Consider the following 26326-nt stretch of genomic DNA (forward strand, 5'->3'; position numbering starts at 1 on the left):
CTTTCGGAGTTTTTTTCATGTCCATTCGTTTTATCGCGGTGCTTTCGGCAGCGCTCGCCTTTGCAACTTCCACACCCATTCTCGCTGATGAGTATTATCCTGAAAACCAGACAGCCAGCACACCGCGCGGCGAACATTGGTGGTCGGGCGATTGGTACCTGACGCTTGGCGCAAAGGGTTTCGTTGCTCCGCGCTACGAGGGTGCGAAAGATTATATGCTCCGCGCAGCCCCCGTCATTTCTCTTGGCCGAGCCGGACGTTCGGTGCGCTTTTCCTCGCTCAACGACAATGCCTCGTTCGGCTTCATCGATACGGGCGTTTTCCGCGCCGGTCTCACAGGCAAGTTGATCACCGGCCGCGACAGTGGTGATTCTGATGATCTAAAAGGTCTCCACGATGTCGATTGGGGCGTGGAGGTCGGCGGCTTCGCCGAATTCTATCCGACAGACAATATCCGCGGGCGTGTCGAGGTGCGGCGGGGTATCGGCGCGCATGATGGCGTGGTAGCGGATTTTGCGATTGATGCATTCAAGGACATAACACCCACAGTGCGTGTTTCTGCCGGTCCGCGTGCGACGGTGGCTTCCAAGGACTATTTCGAGGAGTTCTATGGCGTTTCCGCCAGCGAGTCCGTTGCGTCGGGTCTTGCCCGCTATTCGCCCGGCGGCGGGCTCAAATCGCTCGGCGTTGGTGGCCAGATCACTTGGCAGACAACGGACAAGATTACCACGAGCGCCTATGCCGAATATAACAGGTTGATGGGTCCGGCGGCGGATTCAAGCCTTGTAAGGGAGCGCGGTTCGGCCAATCAGGCAACGCTGGGTGTACAGGCAACCTACCGCTTCGACTTCGCTCTATAGTCGACAGGTAACCGCGCACGCGAAGTTTATTGCGCCTGCCCCTTTATTCTGACAGCAGTGATTGCTAAAAGCGCGGCATGAAAAACGTTTGCTGGGTTGGCGCACAGCCCATACCTGTTCGAATACTACGAATTAGTGGCCCGGCCCTGGCGCATTCGTGAAGCTTCGGCTTCGCGGTGCGGAAGGGTCCGGGGCGGCGCCTTTGCGCTTAGATGATTTCTCCCAATTTTGCCCGCCGCGATAACGCGCGGGCCCTATCACAAGCTGGAAATATGACCGACACGTCCACGAAACTCGACTATTCGAAAACTCTCTACTTGCCGCAGACGGACTTTCCCATGCGCGCTGGCCTGCCCGCCAAAGAGCCTGAATTCGTTGCCCGCTGGCAGGACATGAACCTTTACAAGAGGCTGCGCGAGGATGCCAGGGAGCGTCCGCTTTACGTTCTGCATGACGGCCCACCCTATGCCAATGGCAATATCCATATCGGCCACGCACTGAACAAGATCCTCAAGGACGTCATCACCCGCTCGTTTCAGATGCGCGGCTACAATTCCAACTATGTACCGGGTTGGGATTGCCATGGCTTGCCGATCGAGTGGAAGATCGAGGAACAATACCGCGCCAAGGGCAAGGATAAGGACGAGGTGCCGATCAACGAATTCCGCAAGGAATGCCGTGAGTTCGCTGCCAATTGGATAAAGATCCAGTCCGCGGAGTTCAAGCGCCTCGGCATTGAAGGCGATTTCGAAAACCCTTATACGACGATGGCCTTCCATGCGGAAAGCCGCATCGCCGGCGAACTATTGAAATTCGCCATGTCTGGTCAGCTTTATCGCGGCTCCAAGCCTGTCATGTGGTCAGTGGTCGAGCGTACGGCGCTGGCCGAAGCCGAGGTCGAATATGCCGATGTCGAAAGCGACACGATCTGGGTGAAGTTTCCGTTTGCCCAGGGACCAGACGATTTAGCGTCGGCTCACGTCGTCATCTGGACGACAACCCCTTGGACCATACCCGGCAATCGTGCGGTCAGCTATTCCCCACGCGTCGGTTACGGCCTGTATGAAGTTCAGACGGCGGAGAATGATTTCGGTCCACGTCCGGGTGAAAAGCTGATCTTTGCCGATGCGCTTGCCGAAGAATCCGCAACGAAAGCCAAGCTGACTTTCAAGCGTTTGCGGACCGTTTCGGCTGAGGAACTCGCCGGAATGACCTTGGCGCATCCTTTCGAAGGCCTCGCAGGCGGTTACGAGTTCCCCGTTCCTCTGCTGGCGGGGGATCACGTTACCGATGACGCAGGTACTGGATTCGTCCACACGGCACCGGGTCATGGCCGCGAAGATTTCGATGCATGGACCGATGCTGCTCGCGACCTTGAAGCTCGCGGCATTTCTTCGGCAATCCCGTTCACTGTCGATGATGCAGGCTACTACACCAAGGATGCGCCGGGGTTTGGTCCCGATCGCGAAGGTGGGCCAGCTCGCGTCATGGACGATAATGGCAAGAAGGGCGATGCCAACAAGGCGGTCATCGACGAACTCATCGCGCGTAACATGCTCTTTGCGCGAGGCCGCCTCAAGCACTCGTACCCACATTCCTGGCGCTCGAAGAAGCCGGTCATCTTCCGCAACACGCCGCAATGGTTCGTCCACATGGACAAGGACCTCGGCGATCAGACCACGCTGCGTTCCCGTGCCCTTGCCGCAATCGACGAGACACGCTTTGTTCCCGCGGGTGGTCAGAACCGCCTGCGCGCCATGATCGAGGACCGGCCGGATTGGGTGCTCTCACGCCAGCGTGCCTGGGGCGTGCCGATCTGTGTGTTCGCTGACGACAATGGTAACGTTCTCAAGGACGATGCGGTCAACGCGCGCATTCTGGCGGCCTTCGAGCAGGAAGGTGCCGACGCATGGTTTGCCGAAGGTGCGAGGGAACGCTTTCTTGGCGACAAGGCCAATGAACCGTGGACGCAGGTTCGCGATATTCTCGACGTCTGGTTTGACTCTGGTTCGACCCACGTCTTCACGCTGGAAGACCGGCCGGATCTCAAATGGCCTGCCGATGTCTATCTGGAGGGCTCGGACCAGCATCGCGGCTGGTTCCATTCGTCCCTATTGGAAAGCTGCGGAACCCGTGGCTGTGCGCCTTACGACACCCTCGTGACCCATGGTTTCACCATGGACGAGGAAGGGCGGAAAATGTCGAAATCTCTCGGCAATACGGTCACGCCGCAGGACGTCATCAAGGATTCCGGTGCGGATATTCTCCGCCTCTGGGTCATGACCACCGATTACTGGGAAGACCAGCGTCTCGGCAAGAACATCATCCAGACCAATATCGATGCATATCGCAAATTGCGCAACACGATACGCTGGATGCTTGGCACGCTCGCTCATGATCAAGGTGACGAAATTGCCTATGCCGACATGCCGGAGCTCGAAAAGCTGATGCTGCACCGGCTTGTCGAACTGGATGAGGTCGTACGCTCCGGCTATGACTCGTTCGAGTTCAAGCGTATCACTCGCGCGCTTATCGATTTCATGAATGTCGAGCTTTCGGCGTTCTACTTCGATATCCGCAAGGACGCACTTTATTGCGATGCTCCGTCGAGCCTCAAGCGCAAAGCTGCGTTGCAGGTTGTGCGCCATCTTTTTGATCGTATCGTCACATGGCTTGCGCCGATGCTGCCGTTCACCATGGAGGAGGCGTGGCTGGATCTCCACAAGGAAGCCGTGTCGGTGCACCTTGAACAATTCCGTGAAACGCCTGGTGCATGGAAGAACGACCTGCTTGCCGAGAAGTGGCGCAAGGTGAAAGATGTTCGTCGTGTCGTCACTGGCGCGCTTGAACTGGAGCGAGCAAAGAAAACCATCGGTTCGTCGCTGGAGGCGGCACCATTGGTCTATATAACGGATCCAGAATTGCTTGCTGCCGTCAGCGGTCTTGACATGGCCGAGATCTGCATCACCAGCGATATCACGATCAAAGGCGACAAGGGTCCGTTGGATGCATTCGTTGCCGATGATGTGAAGGGCGTTGCTGTTGTATCGCAGCGTGCAACGGGCATGAAATGCGCGCGGTCATGGCGTTACACGCATGATGTCGGCCTGGACCCGGTCTATCCGGATGTTTCCGCGCGCGATGCCGCCGCACTGCACGAATTGGAAAAACTTGGGAGACTGGCTATTTAGCGAAGAATGGGGATTTGCTGGACAAGTGATCCCCATATTTTTGGTAAACCTGTCCACAGACTTGCTTAATGTAATTGGCCTCATGTAAAAGGCTTGCCATTGAGTTGCCTGATTTTAGAGGCAGGGCATAGATCAAGCATAATTGATCGGCAGTCAGAACTGCCCGGACATGGGTCGGAAGTGAGTATGGATTTGAACGGACGCATTACGGTTTTCGGTGTACTGGTTGCGTCGCTGGCGCTTGGCGGTTGCGTGTCGTCGCCCACCTATGGCACGGACAAGACTGCCGGCAGTCAACTCCTCGACGACGTGTCGAACCTCGCATCGTTCGGTCCCAAGAAGAAGAACCAGATTGCTTATAATCCGAGGCCGGAACTTGTTCGCCCGGCTGAGGGCAAGATAGCGCAATTGCCGGCGCCGCAGAATGATGTCGTCACAAGCGGTAGCGCCAATTGGCCGGAATCGCCTGAGGCACGCCGCAAGCGTATCCGGGATACAGCAACAGCCAATCAGAACAACCCAAACTTCGTGCCCGAAGTTGAGAACGATATGCCCGTCGCTCAGAAGCCCGCAGCCAAGTCTGAATACGGGTTCTTCAATGATAATACGCCCGCCAATCAGGGCTCGAAGAGCACTGCAGGCGCTGATTTTCGCGCGCGCAAACTGGCTTCGACAGCGGGATCACCGACCACCCGGCGTTATTTGAGCGAGCCTCCGCTGGAATATCGCGCGCCCGCCGCGACCGCCGCAGCCAATGAACTGGGCGAGGATGAGGCGAAGAAGGAGCGCGAACGCAAGGCCGCCGCCCGCAAGGACAAAGGCTTCAGCCTGAAAAACCTCATCCCCTGGAACTAAAAGCCTGCTCGCCAGATTGGGATGGCATGCGTGACGCCGCTGGTGCCCGCGATACAACTAATTACATCTAAAACGTTCGTTGTAGATTATACTACTAAAGTGCTATGCTTTTCGACCAGAGGTCGGGATCGCCCGCGAATGTTTGGGTGTTCACATGGCGGAGGCCAAGTCACAGCGTAGCAGCATTCGCTCCCTCGGTCGGAGCCTCAGTCTTGGCGTCTGTTTTTTTGCCCAGCCAGTTCTCGCGCAGCAAATCATCACGAGCGGTCAAGTGGAAAGCGGAATTCGGTCTGATCCAGGGCCGCAATCCAGCCCCTGGAACGTCGGATTTGCACTTTACGTCGGTGGCAATGCCACAGGCGCAGTAATCATAAGCGATGGCGGTGACGCCTATCTCTCACATGTCGAATTCATTCCTCCTTACCTGGAGACGAAAATCGGCCGTTATTTGGGCGGCATCGGCAGCATAACGGTCAGGGGTGAAGGTTCATCCTTTGAGTATGGCAATTACCTCCTGATCGGCGATGCGGGAACAGGCTCTCTTGTCATCGAGAGAGGTGCTCGGGTTTTCGACTCGGGTCCGGATCGTACCGGCGCCGCCCCAGCAACAGCTTTAGGCGTAGAGGCGGGTGCCTCGGGCGAGGTTAGAGTAGATGGCGCTGGTTCACTCTGGGAGGCTGGAGACCGGATGTCTGTTGGCCTCCGAGGTACAGGTTCACTTGCTGTCGTGAATGGTGGTCGCGTTTCAGTTGACACGGTCACGATTATTGGACGTTCGGCCGGAGGCAATGGCACGGTAACTATCCAGGGTGCGAAGTCGGTGTTCGAACCGGGCCGTTATCTATTTGTCGGACTCGGCGGCTCGGGCGTGCTGGAAGTGGCGGATGGCGGCTCGCTCCACAGTCTCGGCAGAATCGACGTAGGAGGGGGCGCTGGCGTTCCTGCCAGCAATATAGCTGCCGGCGCTGGGACCGGACATGTCAACATTGTCGGGGAGGGGACAGCAATCTCCGCCGCATCGGAAATCGTGGTCGGCAATTCCGGCACCGGAACCTTGAACGTCGGCAGCGGTGCTGCTGCTGAAAGTCCGTTTATCCGCATCGGTTCGGATACAGGAACTGGAACGATCAACATTTCGGACGAAGGGTCCGCAGTTTCCGCCGCGTCGGAATTGATTGTCGGAGAGTCCGGTGCGGGAACCTTGACTGCAACCAAGGGCTCTAGAGTGACAGCCCCTGTCATCCGCATCGCTTCCACGGCCGGATCGACCGGCGTACTCAACATTTTGGGAGGCGCGCTCGAAACAAATAGCATCTCCTTCGGTGCTGGTGCTGGTACATTCAACCTTGATCTCGCGAGAAGTTATACGCTCTCGGCGGAAATGAGCGGTTCAGGCACATTCAACGTGCTGTCGGGTACGACGGTTCAGACCGGCGATAGCAGCGCCTTCACGGGCACCACGAATCTTCGCAACGGCGCCCTTATCGTCAATGGCGTGCTCGGCGGCGTGATCAATGTTCGTCAGGGTCTGCTTGGCGGAACAGGTACCGCCGGTGGTGTTGCAATCGATAATGGCGGCTTTCTTGCCCCAGGTAATTCTGTCGGCACGCTGCGGATTGGCGGCGATCTGACCTTCAATACCGGGTCGATCTATCAGGTCGAGACCGACGCGGCCGGAACTGGCGACAGGACATTGGTGGCGGGGAACGCAAATCTGAGCGGGGGCCAAGTTGATGTCATCGCGTCGGCGGGCCTATGGCGAGTTCAGACGCCCTATACAATTCTTTCGGCTGCGGGCGGATTAAGTGGCACCCGGTTCACGGGCGTGTCATCTAACCTTCAGTTTCTCGATCCCTCGCTTGCCTACGATATGAACAACGTGGTGCTGACACTGCGCCGAAACGATATCGATTTTGCCGCGCTTGCCAAAACACCCAACCAGCGCAGCGCGGCGCGATCTCTGGACGATTTTGTGGCGAACACCCCTGCGCTGGATGATAATACCCTCATTGGAAATTTGCTGGGTCTCGACCAGGAAATGGCACCGTTGACATTCGCCCGGTTGCCCGGAGAGATTCACGTCTCCCTCAAGTCTGTGCTGCTTGAAGACAGCCGTTTTATACGCGAGGCTGCCAATAACAGGCTCCGCGCTGCACTGGACGGCGTTGCCGCGCCCGCGATTCCGGTCATGGCCTATGGACCAGATGGCGCCGAGCCCCCGGTTGCCGGGGACAGGTTATCTGTTTGGGGACAGGGCTTCGGCTCTTGGGCTGACTGGAACACCAATGAGCAGGTACCAGGCCTTGAGCGCTCCCTCGGAGGTTTTCTGGTTGGCGGCGATGTCGAGATCAACCACACCGCACGTGTTGGAGCGCTGGCCGGCTACAGCCGCACCAGCATCGACCAGGCGAGCCTTGAAGCTTCGGCCGACATCGATAATTTTCATCTTGGCGTCTATGGCGGTGCTTCCGTCGGCGCGCTGCATTTCCGCTCCGGTGCAATGTATACGTGGCACGACGTGGAAACGGACCGATCGGTTCCCTTCACCGGAACAAGTGAGATATTGACTGCAGATTATGAGGGCGGAACGACGCAGGTATTCGGAGAACTTGCCTATGCCATCCAGTTGGAAAGCGCAGCACTAGAGCCCTTTGTAAATTTGTCCTATGCCGATCTTCACCTTGATAGCTTCACAGAAACGGGTGGTTCAGCGGCGCTTGCCGGTACCGCGTCCGACGATGACGTTACATCTGCTGTTCTGGGGCTGCGCGTGTCGACGCAACTACCGCTTGGCGCGGCGGACGTCACATTGCGTGGCATGGCCGGGTGGCGCCATGCCTTTGGCGATGTCACTCCATCGTCGCAGCTTGCCTTTGCCGGCATGGATGATTTCGGAATTTCCGGTCTCCCCATCTCGCGGAATGCCGCTCTGTTGGAGTTTGGACTCGATATGGCTTTGGCACCCGCGACCACGTTCGGTTTGTCTTATCAGGGTGAGATTGCCAGCGATGTCCAGGATCACGGTTTTCGCGCGGACCTGACGGTTCGCTTCTAGCACTCGCACTCGATCAAGCCACTTCTACAGCCGTTTCAAGCGAAAGAACTCTTTCAGCATGATCTCCGCCTGCTGCTCCTGGAATCCGGAATAAACCTCAGGTGCGTGATGGCAGGTAGGCTGAGCAAAAAATCGCGCGCCGTTCTCCACACCTCCGCCCTTGATGTCCTGCGCCCCGTAATAGAGACGCCTGATACGCGCGAACGAAATCGCCGCCGCGCACATGGTGCAGGGCTCCAGTGTGGCATAAAGATCGCATCCGGTAAGGCGCTCGTCATCGAGCTTGTGGCAGGCCTCACGAATGACAAGAACTTCCGCATGTGCCGTTGGATCGTTGAGTTCGCGCGTCCGATTGCCAGCCCGCGCGATAATTTGCCCGTCTTTGACCACGACTGCACCGATAGGCACCTCGCCTCGTGTCGCAGCACAATGGGCTTCCGTCAGCGCTATACTCATTGGATCGTTTTTTTGGGTCACGTAGCGCTCCTCGTTGGAGTAATCGAAGAGTCCCTTAGAATTTACTCGCAAGAAAACGTCTTAGCTGTTAGTTAGCCCCGCTGAAAGGCAAACATTCCATGACAAATTCAAAAGATGACGGGAAGGGCGGCAAACGCTCCTTCGAAAAGCGAAGCGATACCGGCGATCGCGCCAGGAGTCCGCGCAAGTTCGATGATGCTGCTCCCGCCAAGCGCGGCCTCGGCCCGCGAAAGCCCTTGCAGGAAGAAGCACCGGTCGAAGAAGGCGAACGTATAGCCAAGCGGCTGGCGCGTGCCGGCATCGCCTCACGCCGTGAAGCCGAAACCATGATCGCTGCAGGCCGGATTTCGGTTAACGGCAAGCGGCTCGAAAGCCCGGCAATCAACGTAGTTGCCGCGGACCGCATTGAAGTTGATGGCAAGCCTTTGCCGCAAAAAGAACGCACGCGTCTTTGGCTCTATCACAAGCCGGCGGGCCTGGTGACCACGAACCGCGATCCGGAAGGGCGCCAGACCGTGTTCGAATCCTTGCCCAAGGATATGCCGCGAGTGCTTTCCGTCGGCCGTCTCGATATCAACACCGAGGGGCTGCTGCTTCTCACCAATGATGGCGGACTCTCGCGTGCGCTTGAATTGCCATCGACTGGTTGGCTGCGCCGGTACCGCGTCCGTGCCCATGGCAGCATCACGCAGGAAAAGCTCGATACGCTGAAAGATGGCATAGCCGTCGATGGCGTGTTCTACGGCGCTATCGAAGCTCATCTGGAGCGCGAGCAGGGCTCGAATGTCTGGATCATGGTCGGCTTGCGCGAAGGCAAGAACCGCGAGGTCAAGAATGTGCTTGGTGCGCTCGGGCTTTCGGTCAACCGGCTGATCCGCATTTCCTATGGTCCGTTCCAGCTCAGCGATCTGCCGGAAGGCTCGGTCCGCGAAATGAATGGCCGGACCTTGCGCGATCAGCTCGGCGAGCGGCTGATCGAAGAATCCGGCGCGGATTTCGACGCTCCGATCATCAACGTCTTCTCCAACGATGCGGTAAAGGGCGAGGCAGTACAACAACCAAGTGAGCGTCCCGAACGTCGCACATCCGAATGGATATCGAGCGCGCCGGTTGCAAAAGCGCGCGGTCCGCGCAAATCCAAGGACGATAAGCGCGAGGAGTCTCTTTCACGCTGGACCACGGATCGCAATGAGCGGCCGGCGGTGCCTCGCAGCGGTCGCGATGATCGCCCGGCCCGTGCACCGCGCGAAGACGATCGAAAGCCGCGCTCCCCGCATGGTGTCTCGTCGAAGGCTGATCGGGAGCGCAAGGAGGACGAAGCTGCCGCTCCTCGCAAATCCCGCGGTGCCAATGTCTGGATGGCGCCGGGCGCCCGCCCCATGGGAAAGGCAAGGATCAAGGCCGTGGCAGCGCGAGATGAGCGAAGCCGGTCGGAGAATTCGCGTGCCGACAAGCCGAAACGTTTTGGTGAAGGTTCCGCCAGGGCTGCGGGCGAGCGCCCCGCCGGCGAGCGTCACGGCAGTAATCGTTCGTCAACTGCCGGTGAAAAGCCACGCAGTTTTTCGGCGCGTCCTCCACGTAGCGAAGGGGACAATGCTGAACGTCCGAAACGCGCCTTTGCTTCCTCTCGGCCTGAAGGTTCGCGCGATGGAGCCCGCCCGGATCGTCCGCCCCGGGTCGGCAAGCGCGAGCGCGCCGAACTGAAGGAACGCGAGGCAAGGCGAGACAATCCTGCGGCAGGAGATCGTCCGGCCCGTTCAGAACGACCATATGGTGCAGGTGGCAAACCGGTGCGCTCGCCCGGCCGGCAGGATAGCCGGAGTGGAGACCGGCCATATGGTGGTCCGAAGGGACCATCGAGAGGTGGTTCCGGCGGTGGCTCAGCCCGCCCGCCTCGCAGCGGCAAACCTAAATAGCAGGGCCGGAAGCGATGCGCATCGTTGGCGGGAAATTTCGCGGTCGCGCATTGGCGGCGCCGGCTACCAATACGATACGGCCGACGACTGATCGAACACGCGAAAGCCTCTTCAATATTCTGGTGCATAATTATCCGGGAAAGTTCGAGGCGACGCGTGTTCTAGACCTTTTTGCTGGGACAGGCGCCCTGGGGCTCGAAGCAATGTCTCGCGGTGCGCGTTATGGAGTCTTCATCGAAGAATCGGCTCAAGGGCGTGGACTGATCCGCACCAATGTCGAAGCTTTCGGTCTGCTCGGTAGCACGAAGATATTCCGGCGGGATGCGACAAAGCTAGGAGATGCCGGTACCATAGAACCTTTCGACCTCGTATTTGCTGATCCGCCCTATGGCAAAGGCTTGGGAGAAATGGCGTTTAGGGCCGCGCTTGAGGGTGGATGGCTCCATCCGGAATCACTGTTGGTGCTGGAAGAGGAAGCCGACGCCGTTGTCGAACTCGATGGGCGCTTTGCCGTTGTCGAAGAACGCCCTTATGGCGGAACAATCATTAGACTTGTCACATTGAAGTCGTAAAGACTGCGTTTGTATCGCTATCCGTCAAAACAGAACTGGATCGATTTGAATGTCCTCCGCCCTTGGCCGCATCGTTGCGGCTGTCGTCCTGACCGGCGCCCTCGCCCTCCCGTTTTACTCCTTCGTTCCAGCAAATGCAGAATCGGCCAAGGCTTTCGAGACGACCAGCAAGGATGATGTATCGTCGTTCTACCTGGACAACGGTCTCGAGGTCGTCGTGATCCCGGATCACCGGGCGCCGGTTGTTACCCATATGGTTTGGTACCACGTGGGGTCGGCGGATGAAGAACCAGGCAAATCCGGGATCGCTCACTTCTTTGAACATCTGATGTTCAAGGCCACCAAGAACTATCCTGCAGGTGAGTTCTCGCGCAAGGTTGCCGAAATTGGCGGGCAGGAGAATGCATTTACCTCATACGACTATACGGCATATTATCAGCAGGTCGCGCCATCAGCTCTTGAAATGGTCATGACCTACGAGGCCGATCGTATGGAAAACCTCATTCTCAATGAGGATGTGGTCAAGACCGAGCGCGACGTCGTGCTTGAGGAGCGACGCTCGCGCACGGACAGCAATCCCTCCGCTTTGCTCGCAGAAGAGGTCAATGCGACGCTCTATCAGAACCATCCGTACCGAACACCGGTCATCGGGTGGCTGCACGAGATGCAGCAGTTGAATCTCGCGGATGCGCTTGCATTCTACGTAAAGTATTACACGCCCAATAACGCTACGCTTGTCGTCTCGGGAGATGTCGATCTGGCTACGGTCAAGGCGTTGGCAGAGAAAACCTATGGCAAGGTGCCTCGTCGCGCAGAGGTTGGAAAACGCGAGCGCCCGCAGGAGCCTGAACAAAACACAAAGCGCACGGTTTCTCTGGCCGATCAGCGCGTTTCCCAACCGAGTTTCCAGAAGATGTGGCTGGCTCCGTCATACGCAAGTGCCAAACCGGGAGAGGCGGAGGCGCTTGACCTCCTGAGCGAAATTCTCGGCGGTTCAAACCGCAGCCGCATCTATCAAGCGCTGGTCGTGAGCGAGGGAAGTGCGGCCAACGCCGGCGCGTATTATCAGGGCGGTTCGCTTGATGAGGGTAGTTTTGCCGTCTACGGCGCGCCGCGCGGCGCAGGGACATTGACCGAGGTTGAAGCAGGCATTGACGCGCAGATCGCCAGGATCATCAAGGATGGCGTAACTGAGGGCGAATTGGAGAAAGCGCGCAATCGCTTCCTCAAGAGTGTGATCTTTGCTCGCGACAGTCAGGCTGGTATGGCGCGCATCTATGGCTCGACCCTCTCAACAGGTCAGACGATACGAGATATTCAGGAGTGGCCGGACCGGATTCGCAAGGTAAAGGTTCAAGACATACAGGACGTGGCCAAACGTTATCTCGTTGATAGCCGCTCCGTCACCAGTTACCTGATGCCGGAGGATGGCAAGCCGGACGAGAAGGTGCGAGCGGAAGCACCTGCGTCCGGCGAAACACAGGAACAACCAGAGACGCCGGCACAGGGGATCGTACAATGACCATCATGAAGCGAGTTGCCGCCGCCGTTGTCCTGGTTTTGTTCGGTGTTGCGCCAGGGTACGCAGTGGAAATCAAGGAAGTCGTTTCGCCGAAAGGGATCAAAGCCTGGCTCGTTCAAGACGATTTTGTTCCGCTGATTTCTATGCGTTTTACCTTCAAGGGCGGAAGCAGCCAGGATCCCGACGGCAAGGAGGGCCTGGCCAATTTGATGACAGGCCTCTTCGATGAAGGCGCGGGTGATCTCACTTCCGATACGTTTCAGCAAAAGCTTGACGATGTCGGTGCGGAGATGGGCTTTAATGCCGACGATGACAACATCAGCGGCTCCATTCGGATGCTGGCGGACAAGCGCGACGAGGCCGTGGATCTGCTTGCACTCGCGGTCAACGCACCTCGTTTCGACCAGGCACCCATCGATCGAATTCGCCAGCAGGTTATCGCCGGCATCAAGTCCTCCGAGCGCGACCCAAACGCGATTGCCGGGCGTAAATTCGCAGAAGCACTATACGGCGATCACCCCTATGGACGCCGTTCGGAGGGTACGGAGGCCAGCCTCTCTTCAATAACGCATGACGACCTCAAGTCCTTCCACAAGCGCAATTTTGGCAGGGATAATCTGATTGTTGCCGTTGTGGGCTCAATCAGTCCGGAGGAACTCGCTCCACTTCTGGACAAGGTCTTCGGCAGTCTTCCCGAGAAAGCGCAGCTTGTGCCAATCGCCGAGGCGAAGCTTACTTTTGGCCAGACGACACGCGTGGATTACGCTCTGCCTCAGACGTCCATCTCCATGGTTTATCCCGGGGTTCGTCGCCAAGATCCGGATTTCTTTCCCGCCTATATCATGAACCACATCTTGGGCGGCGGAACATTCTCCTCGCGCATCTACAATGAAGTGCGGGAAAAGCGCGGTCTTGCCTATTCGGCCGGTTCAAATCTGGTGACACGGGACCATATGGCGGCGTTGATGGTAAATACGGCAACGCGAGCCGATCGTGCCGGCGAAACGTTGCAGATTCTGAAAACCGAAGTCGCGCGGATGGCCAAAGATGGTCCGACGCGGGAAGAACTCATTGAAGCCAAGAAATACCTCGTCGGATCCTATGCGGTTAACAATCTTGACTCCTCTTCCGCAGTCGCCAGCACGCTTGTCGGTCTCCAGGATCAAAAACTCGGACGAGATTATATCGACAAGCGCGCCGAGTTGATCAATGCCGTTACACTGGACCAGATCAAGGCGGCAGCAAAGAAACTGCTCGAGACCGAACCGGCCATTCTGATCGTAGGACCGCCACAAACCTGAGAGGCTGCACCGTCATGATCGCAGGCGATCTGGCAGATACGGAAGGAACAACCCGAGGTGACAGCGCTGTTGCTGGTCCAACCTTCGCCATAGCTTTAGGAGGCGGCGGGGCGAGAGGGATAGCGCATATCAATATCATCGAGGCGCTTGATGAACTCGGGGTCAAGCCGACGGCTATCTCCGGTTCTTCCATAGGCGCCATCATGGGCGCGGGCATGGCGGCAGGCATGTCGGGCCGTCAGATGCGTGAATATGCAGTGGCTACCCTGTCACGCCGGGGCGAAATAGCGGCGCGACTCTGGCGGCTTCGTCCCGCCTCTTTCGGCGAAATGCTGGGTGGCGGCATTCGTTTCAGTCAGTTCAACATCGAAAGGGTGCTCAAGGGTTTTCTCCCGGTCGCCATCCCGCAGACATTCGAAGAACTGCAAATCCCGCTGAGCGTCACCGCTACCGACTTCTATGGCCAGCGAGAAGTCAGGATTGACGAGGGTGATCTCTACAGCGCGATTGCGGCGTCAGCCGCGTTACCCGCACTCTTTCGGCCAGTGCTGCGCGACGAGCGTATTCTCATCGATGGCGGGATCTATAATCCGATTCCCTTCGATCATCTGAAGGGCAAAGCTGACTTCGTCATTGCAATCGATGTCATCGGTGGTCCCGAAGGTGACATTGGCAAGCAACCCTCGTCGATAGAGGCGATGTTCGGCGCAAGCCAATTGATGATGCAGTCGATTATCGCGACAAGATTACGCAACGATCCGCCCGCTATTTTTCTGCGTCCGAGCGTTGCCCGTTTTGGCGTGTTGGACTTTATGCGTGTCGAGCAGGTGCTGAACGAGTCTGTCGCCATCAAGGACGAACTGAAACGCGCTGTGGACGCGGCTATCACCTATGTCGAGCACCGTGAACTCGAATAGTGGGCCGGATCTGGGAAATCATGCCGTACCTTGCCTTGATCGGCCCTGATTTGCACCATATAGGAGGGATAGATTTGATTTCCATTGGTGAAATCCTTGCATCCTGTCATGCAATCAACCCTCAAGGATGAAAATGCTCGAGCCAGTCAATTCTCGCGAATTCGTCGACAATGCAGCGGCGCTTGTCGAGGCCGCAAAGAGAGCAGGCGCGGATGCTGCCGATGCGGTTGTAGTGCGTTCGCGCTCGACGGGCGTGAGTGTCCGGCTTGGAAAAGTCGAGTCGACCGAATCCTCGGAGAGTGACGAGTTTTCATTGCGAGTCTTCGTTGGTAGGAAGGTGGCAAGTATCTCCGCCAACGCAAGCGCGGATCCGAAAGTCTTGGCCGAACGCGCTGTTGCCATGGCAAAGGTGTCTCCGGACGATGCCTTTGAAGGTCTTGCGGCTTCTGAAAATCTCGTGCGCAACATTCGCGATCTCGAACTATATGACGCAACTACCGTCGATGCAGCGCAACTGACGCAGGCGGCTCTAGCCACCGAAGAAGCAGCCCTCGCTGTCGAGGGCGTCACGAATTCCGGCGGCGGATCGGCTTCAGCTGGGATGGGAGGGCTTGTGCTTGTCACCTCGGGGGGCTTCGCCGGGCAATATATGGGGTCCCGGTTCTCGCGCTCGGTCAGCGCCATTGCGGGAAGCGGCACGGCCATGGAACGCGACTATGATTTTTCATCGCGCATCTATTACGATGCGCTGGAAGACGCCGCATCTATTGGCCGGACTGCGGGCGAGCGCGCCGTCAAGCGGCTGGGCGCGCGTCAGGCAAAGACTGGTCGTGTCAATGTCGTGTTCGATCCGCGCGTTGCGCGCGGCATTGCCAGCCATATCGCCAGCGCTATCAACGGCGCGTCCGTCGCGCGCAAGACGAGCTTCCTGAAGGACCGCATGGGGACAAAAATTCTTGCCGAGTCGATCAATGTCACCGACGACCCATTACGGGTTCGCGGGCCGTCGTCACGCCCGTTCGATGGCGAGGGTCTGGAAGGTGTCCCGCTCACCATGATCGAGAATGGTGTGCTCAAGCATTGGTTCCTGTCCACGTCGACGGCCAAGGAACTGGGCCTGACCACCAATGGCCGCGGCGTTCGTTCTGGCTCGACAGTAGTACCATCATCGACCAATTTCGCCATCGAACCCGGTGATCGCACGCCGGAAGAATTGATCCAGGCGGTCGGGACAGGCTTCTATGTCACTGAATTGTTTGGTCATGGCGTCGATATGGTCACCGGGGAGTATAGCCGCGGTGCATCGGGCTTCTGGATCGATGGCGGGGAAATCGCCTATCCGGTGAGCGAAGTCACCATTGCATCCAATCTCAAGGAGATGTTCCTTAATCTCACTGCGGCCAATGATATCGACCGCGATTTTGGCATCGCCAGTCCGACACTCCTGATCGAAGGCATGACTCTTGCCGGCAACTAAGCAAAATCGCGACGATCTTGAACTCATACGCGAGGCGGCCGGAGGCGCTGGACGGATAGCGCTGTCCTATTTCAAGCAGGCGCCCCAAACATGGATGAAGACCGGCAATTCGCCCGTCACCGAAGCCGATCTCGCTGCCGACAAATACCTCAAGGACATGTTGCTGACAGCCAGGCCGGACTATGGCTGGATTTCCGAAGAGACGCTCGATGAGCGGGTTGCCTCACCAAGGCAGAGGTTTTTCGTCGTTGATCCAATCGACGGAACGCGCGCGTTCATCGAAGGACTGGACGTCTGGTGCGTCAGTGTGGCCGTCATCGAGAAAGGACGGCCGGTTGCCGGTGTTCTCGAATGTCCTGCCCGTGACGAGACACTGACGGCGTTGCCCGGTTTCGGATCGCAACAGAATGGTACGACAATACGCGTTCAAGCCGAAAGCCAGCCATTCAAGGTCGCCGGGCCCGGGGGCTTCCTGAAAAAATTGCCCCAGCACTTCCTGGCTTCGATCGAACATTCTCCACATGTGGCGTCGCTCGCATACCGCATCGCCATGGTGGCGCGCGGCGATCTTGCTGGTACTTTCGTGCGTCCGAACTCGCATGATTGGGATCTCGCAGCCGCAGATCTCATCCTTTCTGAGGCAGGCGGCAATGTCTTGACAACCAAGGGTCAGCCACTCACCTACGGCGTTCGCAATAGCAGTATCGGTGACTACAAGCACGGTGCTCTGGTTGCCGCCAGCGGTCTACTAATGGATAACATGTTGGCCGTTGTCGCCGAAAGCACCTTCGGATAAACAGACATAACCTTAAGATCGATCAGTTGGATGGGCCCCATGAGCGACAAGACATCGGATGAGAAACAACTGCTTCATCTCGTTTTCGGCGGCGAGCTCAAGAAATTGGGCGGAGTGGAATTCCGCGATCTCGACAAGCTCGATATCGTGGGCATCTATCCCAATTTCGAGAGCGCACAGCGTGCCTGGAAGTCCAAGGCGCAGCAGACGGTCGACAATGCTCACATGCGATATTTCATCGTCCATATGCACAAATTGCTGGATCCCGTGACGGGGAAGTCGGGTTGATCGCCTCGTGCTATCACGAGTTCATAACGGCATGATTGAACACAGCTCAGCGACGACGAAAAGTCCCCGGCGCAAAAGCGGCATGCTGAAACGTTTTTGGCGGAGGATACGCGGCCCGCTGGCGAATTCACCCCTGGTCCGCTCCATGATCGTTTTTCTGATCACGCAGTTTTTCCGGCTGGTCAATGCCACGAATCCCAGGCTTCCCGGCTCTTCCGATCTTGAGGACATGAAGCGCGGCGGCGAGCCGTTCATCACTGTTGCCTGGCATGGCCAGCACCTGATGGCGCCATTTCTCATGCCGCGCGGTGTGCGCTTTGTCGCGATGTTTTCAAAGAGCAAGGATGCCGAGCTCAACGCACGTGTTGCCGAACGGTTCGGCGTTGAAATCGTGCGCGGCTCGGGCGGGCGAGAGCGCGCGCGAGGCACGGAGAAAGGCGGTGCACGAGCGCTGCTTGCATTGAAGAAAGCTCTCAAGGAGGGTAAGACCGCAGCAATGATCGCTGATATTCCCCATGGTACGCCACGCGAATCCGGCATCGGCGTCGTCCTTCTTGCCAAATTGTCCGGCCGTCCAATTGTGCCGATCTGCTATCTGACGTCTCGCCGCAAGGTGCTTGAAAAGAGCTGGGACAAGACTACCATTCCCTTGCCATTCGGCAAGTCGGGGCTGATTATCGGTGACCCCATCTTCGTACCCGAGGACGCTGACGATGCGATGCTCGAAGCCAAGCGCGTTGAATTGACCGACAGCTTGAATGCAAACACCGTTCGGGTGCACGAGCTCGTGGATGGCAAGGCATGAGTGAACGCTGGGCCCGCTTCGTCCTGAGCACCTATCGATGGGTCGGCGCAGCAGCCTTCCCGATTGTCGGCGCTTACGTGGCCTTCCGTGCCAGCAAGGGCAAGGAAGAGCGCGGCCGCCACGGGGAGCGGTACGGCAATGCCAGCGTTGCCCGTCCCTCCGGCCCGCTGGTCTGGGTTCATGCGGCGAGTGTGGGGGAAACCTCGGCCGTCACCCCGCTGGTGGAAGCAATTATCGATACCGGGATCCACGTTGTGCTGACGACCGGTACTGTCACCTCCGCCAGGATGGTTCAGGAGCGGCTCGGCGACCGCGTTATTCATCAGTATGTTCCGCTTGATTTGAAGCCTGCGGTGGATCGCTTCCTGACGCACTGGCAGCCGGATCTCGCTGTCATTTGCGAATCCGAGATTTGGCCGATGACCATACTTGAGCTCGGCACGCGGCGCGTTCCTCAGGTGCTGGTCAATGGCCGTCTGTCGGACCGCTCCTTCGCGTCATGGCACAAGCGTGCGTCCATCGCCGAAGCGCTGTTTGAAAATCTTGCCCATGTCGTCGCCCAATCCGAAGTCGATGGCGAACGGTTCCGCGCCTTGGGCGCGAGACCCGTAACGGTCTCCGGAAATTTGAAGGTCGATACGGCCGTTCCGCCGGTGAATGAAGCGGAACTCGCGGCACTTCAGCGAATGATTGGTTCGCGCAAGACATGGGCGGCAATCTCCACGCATAAGGGCGAGGAGGAAGTGGTTGCACAGGTACACCACATGCTCAAGGCGCGGCATCGCGACTTGTTGACCATCATTGTGCCACGCCACCCGGATCGCGCACTGGAAATTGCGGCGGACATAGAAAAAATGGGCCTGAAAGTGGCGTTGCGCAGCCGCGGCGAGGAAATCGCGCCCGATACCGACATCTATCTTGGGGATACGATAGGCGACATGGGACTCTATCTCCGCCTCACCGAAATCGCCTTTGTTGGTCGATCCTTGACGGCTCAAGGCGGGCAAAACCCTCTCGAACCGGCAATGCTGAAATCGGCGATCTTATCGGGACGTAATGTTCAGAACTTCCGCGACTCCTACCAGCGTCTCATCAAGAATGGCGGCGCCAAACTGGTCCGCGACAAAGACATGCTGGCGGGCGCGGTCAATTATCTCTTCAATAATCCGGCCGAACGCCAGATCATGATCGAGGCGGGTCTGAAAACTGTCGAGGATATGCGCGGTTCGCTGACACGCACCATCGCGGCACTCGAGCCCTTCATTCAGCCTCTGGTCCTGCAAGCGCGCCTGAGCAATCGGGAAGGCGGCTGGAAATGACCAGTGAGGCGCCTCCATTCTGGTGGGAAAGACCGGATTGGCGCGCTCGGGTCTTGAGTCCTGTATCGAAGATCTACGGCGAAATCGCCGGGCGGCGAATTCGCCGCGCGAAGCCGCCCAGCATAGAGCTGCCGGTGCTTTGCATCGGCAACTTCACCCTCGGAGGTGCCGGCAAAACGCCAACCTCGATTTCATTCGCCAAGGCTGCGGTTGCGGCCGGCCTTAAACCCGGTATCGTCTCGCGCGGCTACGGCGGAGCTTTCTCGGGCCTGCACCGTGTAGACCCGGACAAAGATAGCGCGCGCCACGTGGGAGACGAGCCCCTGCTGCTGGCACGCCATGCTCCGGTCGTCGTCTGCACTGACCGTCTTGCCGGAGCAAGGGCACTTCAGGGAGCCGGATGTGACTTCATCATTATGGACGATGGCTTTCAAAGTGCGCGCCTCCACTTCGATTTCGCCTTGATGGTCGTAGATGCGGGGCGTGGCATCGGCAATGGTCACGTCTTTCCTGGTGGCCCGTTGCGTGCGCCTTTGACTGACCAGTTGGTCCGAACCGATGCGTTGTTGAAGATCGGCACGGCCAATGGCGCTGACAAACTGGTACGCAATGCCGCACGTGCCGCAAAGCCCGTCTATGAGGCTATTCTCAAGCCCAGAACGCCCGAGGCGATCTCTGATAAACCTCTTCTCGCTTTTGCCGGTATAGGCGATCCGTCTAAGTTCTTCAGGACACTTGAGGAAACCGGTGCCAATGTCGTGCAGACAAGATCGTTTCCCGATCACCATCCTTACAAGGATGAGGAAGTCTCCGATCTGTTGAAGGACGCCGATAGGGACGGCCTGACATTGATCACGACAGCAAAAGACCAGGTGCGGTTACTGGATGGAAGTCCTGCCGTAAGGGCGTTTACGTCCCAAGTGCTGGTCCTCGAGGTGGACCTTGTTTTCGGCCACCCGAACACCGCATCACGCATTATCAAGGAGACGCGGGACAGAGCCAGAACACGCGCGCTCAAGCGCTTATAGCCGACCGCGGAAGTTGCGTATCCTGGGTGGTGCTTCGCGCATCGGAATGTCCAGGTTGCGCCCGGTCGTCTGACTGAAGTTGCGGTCGTTCGAAAACAGAACACTCCCGGCGCGCCGAATCTCGACGGCAAGCGCAACGCGCGGTACTGACGTACTCGCCGGGATTTCGATCTCGTATTCAACCGGAAAGTAACCGGTGCGGTTTAGCGTGAAGCTGGTCCCGCCGATCTTCGCCATGTGCGAAGAATTGCCGCCGGTCGCATCGTAAGCGGTTACTGACACCACGGAGCTCGGCGTAAGCACAGCGTAGGGCGGTCCCCGCAGGTAGCCGCGTATTGTCTTCGTCGGCCCACCATAGGCGGGCTCCGGCCCCGTACTTTGTGTCGTGCAACCGTTCGTCAACATCACGGATGCGAGAAGCGACAAGACCGCGCCGCGCCGGGTTAGCATGTCAGGCCTTGCTACGTTGGCGCAAGGCCGGATTCATCTCGATCTCGCGTTCGAGCGAAATCCGCGCGTCGGCGTAGGCTTCCTGCCGTCCGACGCTCCAATACTTCAATTCATCGAGCGGGATCTTTTCCGAAGTAACGGAACACAGGACGAAGGCACCCGGCGACAGGACCTGAAAGTCGCCGTCAAGATAGCGAATCTTGGCTTCGCGCGAGCCAGGGCCTTCAAATCTGTTCATTAGTGCGTTCCGCTTTCATCTGTTCATTTAGGCGTGCCCGGTCATGCGGGTCAAGACTCACCTGCGGCCAAACAGGCGCTCGATGTCTGTCAATTTCAGTTCAATATAGGTGGGGCGACCGTGATTGCAGGTACCTGAGCCCGGAGTTTCCTCCATCTGGCGCAGCAAGGCATTCATTTCGTCAGGTTTCAAGCGCCGTCCTGCGCGAACGGAGCCATGACACGCCATGGTCGCGGCGACGTGGTCGAGGATAGCTTTGAGGCCATCGGACGTGTCATGTTCTGCGATCTCATCCGCGAGGTCGCGGATAAGTTTCTGCGCGTCGATTTCCCCTAGCATGGCGGGAGTTTCACGCACGGCGACGGCGCCTGGTCCGAAGGACTCAATTCCAAGACCGAAGCGTGCCAGGGTTTCCGCGTGAGCAAGAAGCCGTCCGACGTCGTCTTCAGGTAAATCAACGATCTCGGGAATGAGCAGCATCTGCGCGGCCAAAGGCTTCGAATGAAGCGCGTTCTTCAGTGCCTCGTACACCAGTCTCTCGTGGGCCGCGTGCTGATCGACTATCACAAGACTGTTTGCAGTCTGTGACACGATGTAATTTTCATGGATCTGCGCCCGTGCAGCACCGAGCGGCGCCGATAGCAGTTCTTGTGCAGGCTCGGCCATCCCGGCACGCGTGTCCGCGGCAAGAGCCGTCGCACCATCATAGAGGAAGGTTTGAGCCGTTTCTGCGAATCCGCCGCCATGTGGGGCGGCTTGCTCAGTCTCGAGTGGCCGATAAGGCGATTGCCGGACATTGTAGTTCTGGTTGACGGCAGCAGGGCTCTGCCAGCGCTGGGGGTTAGCGGCCGGGAAAGCATCGATACCGCCAAGTCGGAAAGCATCCAGCATTGCCGCAGCGCCGCTGCTCGCCGCGCGGATACCCGATTGGCCAAGCGCTTGACGGATAGCGCCAACAATCAGACCCCGTACGAGACCGGGATCACGAAACCGCACATCGGCTTTTGCCGGATGGACGTTTACGTCGACAAGGGCCGGATCAAGGTTGAGAAAAAGCACGACGACCGGGTGCCTGTCGCGTGACATCACGTCCGCATAGGCACCGCGTATCGCACCCCAGATCTGTTTATCGCGAACGGGACGCCCGTTCACATAGGCGAATTGCTGGAGGCTGTTGGCGCGGTTGAATGCTGGAATTCCTGCAAAACCAGTCAGCCGCACACCATCGTGAAAGGCGTCGATAGCAATAGCATTGTCGGGAAATTCCCGGCCCAGCACCTGCGAAATGCGCTCCAGCATACCGGTGGAACCGGCGCCGGTTGCGGCAAGGTCGAGGGGTGTGCGGTCGCTCCCGGCAATGGAAAAACGGATGTGCGGAAAGGCGATGGCAACGCGTTTGACCACGTCACTGATGGCTGTTGCCTCGGCACGGTCTGTCTTCAGGAATTTCAACCGGGCGGGCGTCGCGAAGAAAAGGTCGCGCACTTCGGCAATGGTTCCGTTATTCATTGGCGTCGGTCGTGGTCCATCCGTTCGCCCGCCGTGAACATTGATCTCAAAGCCGGAGTCCGCATCCGCAACGCGTGATTTGACAGAGAGGCGCGATACTGAGCCGATCGATGGTAGCGCCTCGCCGCGAAACCCCAGCGCGCGTATGTCATTGACGTTGTCGGTAAGCTTCGACGTACAATGTCGTGAAACCGCAAGGGACAGCTCGCTGGAGGAAATACCCGATCCATTGTCCGTGATGCGGATCAGGTTTTTGCCGCCGCCGGCAGTTACGATGTCTATGCGTGTCGCACCGGCGTCGATGGCGTTTTCGACTAGCTCCTTCACGACGCTCGCCGGTCGTTCGATGACTTCACCCGCGGCGATCTGGTTGATGATTGTTTCGGTGAGCTGTCTGATGGCCATCGAAAACCTATACCGGATTCGCCCTTCTGCGGAAATCCGGAGGATTGAATGTCCTCAGGAAACATTTGGAACGTCTGTCTGGCTTTGGTCATAAATTTGATGATAGGTCTTTCCTGCACATCAAGGAGGAAACGCATGGCCAATTCGAAGCCGTCCTTTGTCTGGACCGATCCCTTTCTCTTGGAAGATCAATTGACGGAAGACGAGCGTATGATCCGCGACAGTGCCCGCGCCTTCGCGCAAGGGGAACTTTTGCCGCGTATCGAAGAGGCCTATCTGGAAGAGAAGACCGACCCTGATCTTTTCAGGCTGATGGGCGAAGCCGGCCTTCTCGGCGTGACACTGCCGGAAAAATACGGTACGGCGGGCGCATCCTATGTGGCGTACGGCCTGGTCGCGCGTGAAGTCGAGCGGGTCGACAGCGGCTATCGCTCCATGATGAGCGTCCAGTCTTCCTTGGTGATGTATCCGATCTACGCTTATGGCTCCGAAGTACAGCGCCGGAAATATCTGCCGAAATTGGCCTCCGGCGAATGGATCGGCTGTTTCGGCCTGACGGAACCCGATGCCGGCTCGGACCCTGCGGGCATGAAGACGCGCGCCGAAAAGGTTGCGGATGGTTATCGCCTGTCCGGCTCCAAGATGTGGATATCCAATTCACCTATCGCCGATGTTTTCGTCGTCTGGGCCAAGTCCGATGCGCATGAGGGACAGATTCGTGGATTCGTGCTGGAAAAAGGTATGGCAGGGCTTTCGGCGCCGAAGATCGGTGGAAAGCTTTCCCTGCGCGCCTCGATCACCGGCGAGATCGTCATGGACGGTGTGGTGGTGGGTGAGGAGCATTTACTGCCGAACGTTTCCGGTCTGAAAGGCCCGTTCGGTTGTCTCAATCGCGCACGCTATGGCATTTCATGGGGTGTCATGGGGGCCGCGGAGGATTGCTGGCAGCGCACTGTGCAGTACGGGCTTGACCGCAAGCAGTTCGGCAGGCCCCTGGCAGCGACCCAGCTCTTCCAGAAGAAATTCGCCGACATGCAGACGGAAATCGCACTCGGGTTGCAAGCTTCGCTGCGTGTTGGACGCTTGATGGACGAAGACAAAGTGGCCCCTGAGATGATCAGCCTGATCAAGCGCAACAATTGCGGCAAGGCGCTCGATATCGCCCGGGTGGCCCGCGACATGCATGGGGGAAACGGCATCCAGATCGGCTATCATGTCATGCGTCATGCGCAGAACCTTGAGACCGTTAACACCTATGAGGGCACGCATGACGTGCACGCCCTCATACTCGGCCGGGCACAAACCGGCATTCAGGCGTTCTTCTGAACGTCAGCCTTTTTGCTGCTGGACGATGCCATAGATGTTCGTCGAGCGCGCTCCCGAACGGCAATAGGCGAGAACGGGGCCGTCGGCCTCGTCGAGGGCAGCAGCCATCGCGTCAACATCGTCCTGCGTCAGCTGGCCGGAAACGACGGGAACGTAATAGATCGGAATGCCTTTTTTTTGGGCAACCCGCGAGATCTCGGCGAAGTCCGGCTGGTCGGGGGATTCACCGTCGGGACGATTGCAAATAAGGGCTCGATAGCCCGCGGCGGCGATGTCGCGCACATCGTCCGGTGAAATCTGGCCGGTCACGGCGAAGCCTTCGTCAATTTGACGGATATCCATTTTATGTCCTTGGAAGCGTGGATGTTACCGCCAGCATACATCAAACGATGGGCAATGCCACATGCAAACCGAACATGCCTAGTCGTGCGCCTATAAATTAAGCAGATTAATCTATATGACGAAAGTATAAGCTGATTGAACCTGGTCGTAATTGGGCGACAGAAAACTGAGCGGCGCAAATTCAGCCGCGCTCTCCACAACTCACTGAAAAACATGAGAAAATTACAAGCCTGACGTGCCCCTTCACAATTGGCACGGTCATTGCTTTCACTCCCTTGGTACATACAACCAAAAAAGGGGATTGCGTTAATGTTCAATTTACCAGCCAGATTTATCGGGACTTTGACAGCCGCCGCCATGGGCGCGTCGCTGGCTCTGCCGCCCGCCAAAGCGGCGGACGACACGATCAAGGTCGGCATTCTGCACTCGCTATCGGGGACGATGGCGATTTCCGAGACGACGCTCAAGGATACGATGTTGTTTCTGATCGACGAGCAGAACAAGAAAGGCGGAGTTCTCGGCAAGAAGCTCGAGGCCGTCGTGGTCGATCCGGCATCTGATTGGCCGCTATTTGCTGAGAAGGCGCGCCAGTTGATCGAGCAGGATAAAGTCGCTGCCGTATTCGGCTGCTGGACGTCTTCCTCGCGCAAATCGGTCCTTCCGGTTTTCGAAGAGCTGAACTCGATGCTGTTCTACCCTGTTCAATACGAGGGCGAGGAAAGCTCGCGCAATGTGTTCTACACCGGCGCAGCCCCGAACCAGCAAGCTATTCCCGCTGTCGATTACCTCGCCAAGGAAGAGGGTGTCGAGCGCTGGGTACTCGCCGGCACCGATTATGTCTATCCACAGACCACGAACAAGATCCTGAAAGCCTATCTCAACGCCAAGGGCGTCAAGGACGAGGACATCATGATCAACTACACGCCATTCGGCCAGTCCGATTGGCAGACGATCGTCTCCGACATCAAGAAGTTTGGCTCCACAGGCAAGAAAACTGCGGTGGTCTCGACCATCAATGGTGATGCCAACGTGCCATTCTACAAGGAATTGGCCAACCAGGGGATCAAGGCCGAAGACATTCCTGTCGTCGCCTTCTCCGTCGGTGAAGAAGAATTGGCTGGTCTCGATACGAAGCCGCTCGTCGGTCACCTTGCCGCCTGGAACTACTTCCAGTCGGTCGATGCGGATGCGAACGCCGAGTTCATCAAGGAGTGGCACGCTTATACCAAGAACGATAAGCGCGTCACCAATGACCCTATGGAAGCGACGTATATCGGCTTCAACATGTGGGTAAAGGCGGTCGAGGCCGCCGGAACCACGGACTCCAACGCCGTGATCGATACGATCGTGGGAACGTCGGTTCCAAATCTTTCCGGTGGCTACGCGACCATGATGCCCAACCACCACATCACCAAGCCCGTGCTGATCGGCGAAGTCCAGGACGATGGTCAGTTCGACATCGTTTATCAAACGCCCGGCCTCGTCGTTGGCGACGAATGGTCGGATTATCTTCCTGGATCGAAAGAGCTGATCTCCGACTGGCGCAAGCCCATGTCCTGCGGCAATTTCAATATCGCCAGCGGTAAGTGCGGCGGCGTTACGAACTGAACCGGCGACACCCTTCCGGTCACCTGAGACTGGCTTCATCTCCGCTGCGGCGGGGATGGAGCTTCCTCG

The 26326-nt window shown here is 57.9% G+C and carries 22 protein-coding genes; 17 read left to right on the forward strand and 5 right to left on the reverse strand.

Annotation, left to right across the window (positions count from 1 at the left end):
- The first annotated feature begins 17 nt into the window (after window positions 1-17).
- The 4 genes from CU100_RS05810 (at window position 18) to CU100_RS05825 (ending at window position 7961) form a co-directional block, all read left to right on the forward strand.
- Window positions 18-860 carry a MipA/OmpV family protein gene (locus CU100_RS05810; protein WP_106715532.1) on the forward strand — a complete coding sequence of 281 codons (843 nt, stop codon included), beginning with the start codon at window positions 18-20 and terminating at the stop codon, window positions 858-860.
- Window positions 861-1132: 272 nt separating this feature from the next.
- A complete protein-coding gene (gene ileS, locus CU100_RS05815; protein ID WP_106715533.1) occupies window positions 1133-4051 on the forward strand; it encodes an isoleucine--tRNA ligase in 2919 nt (972 codons plus the stop codon).
- Between the two features lie 186 nt (window positions 4052-4237).
- On the forward strand, window positions 4238-4906 hold the full coding sequence (locus CU100_RS05820) for a hypothetical protein (RefSeq protein ID WP_106715534.1): 669 nt from the start codon (window positions 4238-4240) through the stop codon (window positions 4904-4906).
- A gap of 154 nt (window positions 4907-5060) precedes the next feature.
- The gene (locus tag CU100_RS05825) at window positions 5061-7961 is read left to right on the forward strand and encodes an autotransporter family protein (protein ID WP_106715535.1); all 2901 of its coding nucleotides are present in this window, start codon (window positions 5061-5063) and stop codon (window positions 7959-7961) included.
- A gap of 24 nt (window positions 7962-7985) precedes the next feature.
- On the opposite strand, the gene CU100_RS05830 is transcribed toward CU100_RS05825, so the two are convergent.
- Window positions 7986-8417, reverse strand: a complete 432-nt coding sequence (locus CU100_RS05830) for a nucleoside deaminase (protein ID WP_106715536.1) — start codon at window positions 8415-8417, stop codon at window positions 7986-7988.
- 119 nt (window positions 8418-8536) lie between these two features.
- On the opposite strand from CU100_RS05830, the gene CU100_RS05835 reads away from it, so the two are divergent.
- From CU100_RS05835 to lpxK, 11 genes are all read left to right on the forward strand, one after another.
- A complete protein-coding gene (locus CU100_RS05835; protein ID WP_106715537.1) occupies window positions 8537-10354 on the forward strand; it encodes a pseudouridine synthase in 1818 nt (605 codons plus the stop codon).
- A gap of 14 nt (window positions 10355-10368) precedes the next feature.
- The gene (rsmD, locus tag CU100_RS05840; protein WP_106715538.1) at window positions 10369-10926 is read left to right on the forward strand and encodes a 16S rRNA (guanine(966)-N(2))-methyltransferase RsmD; all 558 of its coding nucleotides are present in this window, start codon (window positions 10369-10371) and stop codon (window positions 10924-10926) included.
- 49 nt (window positions 10927-10975) lie between these two features.
- A complete protein-coding gene (locus CU100_RS05845; protein WP_106715539.1) occupies window positions 10976-12448 on the forward strand; it encodes a M16 family metallopeptidase in 1473 nt (490 codons plus the stop codon).
- Window positions 12445-13749, forward strand: a complete 1305-nt coding sequence (locus tag CU100_RS05850; RefSeq protein WP_106715540.1) for a M16 family metallopeptidase — start codon at window positions 12445-12447, stop codon at window positions 13747-13749. Before CU100_RS05845 ends, CU100_RS05850 begins: the two co-directional genes overlap by 4 nt.
- A gap of 14 nt (window positions 13750-13763) precedes the next feature.
- Window positions 13764-14666 (forward strand): patatin-like phospholipase family protein, encoded by a 903-nt coding sequence (locus CU100_RS05855; RefSeq protein WP_106715541.1) that lies wholly within the window; start codon window positions 13764-13766, stop codon window positions 14664-14666.
- 133 nt (window positions 14667-14799) lie between these two features.
- Entirely contained in the window at window positions 14800-16143 is a 1344-nt protein-coding gene (locus CU100_RS05860; protein WP_106716029.1) for a TldD/PmbA family protein, read from the forward strand.
- On the forward strand, window positions 16130-16939 hold the full coding sequence (locus tag CU100_RS05865; RefSeq protein ID WP_106715542.1) for a 3'(2'),5'-bisphosphate nucleotidase CysQ: 810 nt from the start codon (window positions 16130-16132) through the stop codon (window positions 16937-16939). Before CU100_RS05860 ends, CU100_RS05865 begins: the two co-directional genes overlap by 14 nt.
- Before the next feature lie 39 nt (window positions 16940-16978).
- Window positions 16979-17227, forward strand: coding sequence for a DUF4170 domain-containing protein (locus CU100_RS05870; protein WP_106715543.1), 249 nt, complete (start codon window positions 16979-16981; stop codon window positions 17225-17227).
- Window positions 17228-17258: 31 nt separating this feature from the next.
- Complete coding sequence (locus CU100_RS05875; RefSeq protein ID WP_106715544.1) at window positions 17259-18032, forward strand: lysophospholipid acyltransferase family protein; 774 nt, start codon at window positions 17259-17261, stop codon at window positions 18030-18032.
- On the forward strand, window positions 18029-19351 hold the full coding sequence (waaA, locus tag CU100_RS05880; protein ID WP_106715545.1) for a lipid IV(A) 3-deoxy-D-manno-octulosonic acid transferase: 1323 nt from the start codon (window positions 18029-18031) through the stop codon (window positions 19349-19351). The genes CU100_RS05875 and waaA overlap by 4 nt, the downstream gene beginning before the upstream one ends.
- Window positions 19348-20379 carry a tetraacyldisaccharide 4'-kinase gene (lpxK, locus tag CU100_RS05885; RefSeq protein WP_106715546.1) on the forward strand — a complete coding sequence of 344 codons (1032 nt, stop codon included), beginning with the start codon at window positions 19348-19350 and terminating at the stop codon, window positions 20377-20379. The genes waaA and lpxK overlap by 4 nt, the downstream gene beginning before the upstream one ends.
- On the opposite strand, the gene CU100_RS05890 is transcribed toward lpxK, so the two are convergent.
- The 3 genes from CU100_RS05890 to mutL are packed head-to-tail and all read right to left on the reverse strand — an operon-like array spanning window position 20374 to window position 22981.
- Window positions 20374-20829, reverse strand: a complete 456-nt coding sequence (locus CU100_RS05890; protein WP_106715547.1) for a hypothetical protein — start codon at window positions 20827-20829, stop codon at window positions 20374-20376. The genes lpxK and CU100_RS05890 overlap by 6 nt on opposite strands.
- A gap of 1 nt (window position 20830) precedes the next feature.
- Complete coding sequence (locus CU100_RS05895; protein WP_106715548.1) at window positions 20831-21067, reverse strand: DUF2093 domain-containing protein; 237 nt, start codon at window positions 21065-21067, stop codon at window positions 20831-20833.
- A 57-nt stretch (window positions 21068-21124) separates the two neighbouring features.
- Window positions 21125-22981: a DNA mismatch repair endonuclease MutL gene (mutL, locus tag CU100_RS05900; protein WP_106715549.1), complete on the reverse strand. Its 1857-nt coding sequence runs from the start codon at window positions 22979-22981 to the stop codon at window positions 21125-21127.
- A 135-nt stretch (window positions 22982-23116) separates the two neighbouring features.
- Here mutL and CU100_RS05905 point away from each other — a divergent pair, with 135 nt between their 5' ends.
- Window positions 23117-24307 carry an acyl-CoA dehydrogenase gene (locus tag CU100_RS05905; protein WP_106715550.1) on the forward strand — a complete coding sequence of 397 codons (1191 nt, stop codon included), beginning with the start codon at window positions 23117-23119 and terminating at the stop codon, window positions 24305-24307.
- Between the two features lie 3 nt (window positions 24308-24310).
- Here the strand turns inward: CU100_RS05905 and CU100_RS05910 are convergent, their stop codons facing one another.
- Window positions 24311-24649, reverse strand: a complete 339-nt coding sequence (locus tag CU100_RS05910) for a TIGR01244 family sulfur transferase (protein WP_106715551.1) — start codon at window positions 24647-24649, stop codon at window positions 24311-24313.
- A gap of 309 nt (window positions 24650-24958) precedes the next feature.
- Between CU100_RS05910 and urtA the strand changes: the two genes are divergently transcribed.
- Window positions 24959-26257 carry an urea ABC transporter substrate-binding protein gene (urtA, locus tag CU100_RS05915; protein ID WP_106715552.1) on the forward strand — a complete coding sequence of 433 codons (1299 nt, stop codon included), beginning with the start codon at window positions 24959-24961 and terminating at the stop codon, window positions 26255-26257.
- Window positions 26258-26326: the final 69 nt, after the last annotated feature.

Origin of the sequence: Phyllobacterium endophyticum (assembly GCF_003010935.1) — a bacterium.
GTDB lineage: Bacteria > Pseudomonadota > Alphaproteobacteria > Rhizobiales > Rhizobiaceae > Phyllobacterium > Phyllobacterium endophyticum.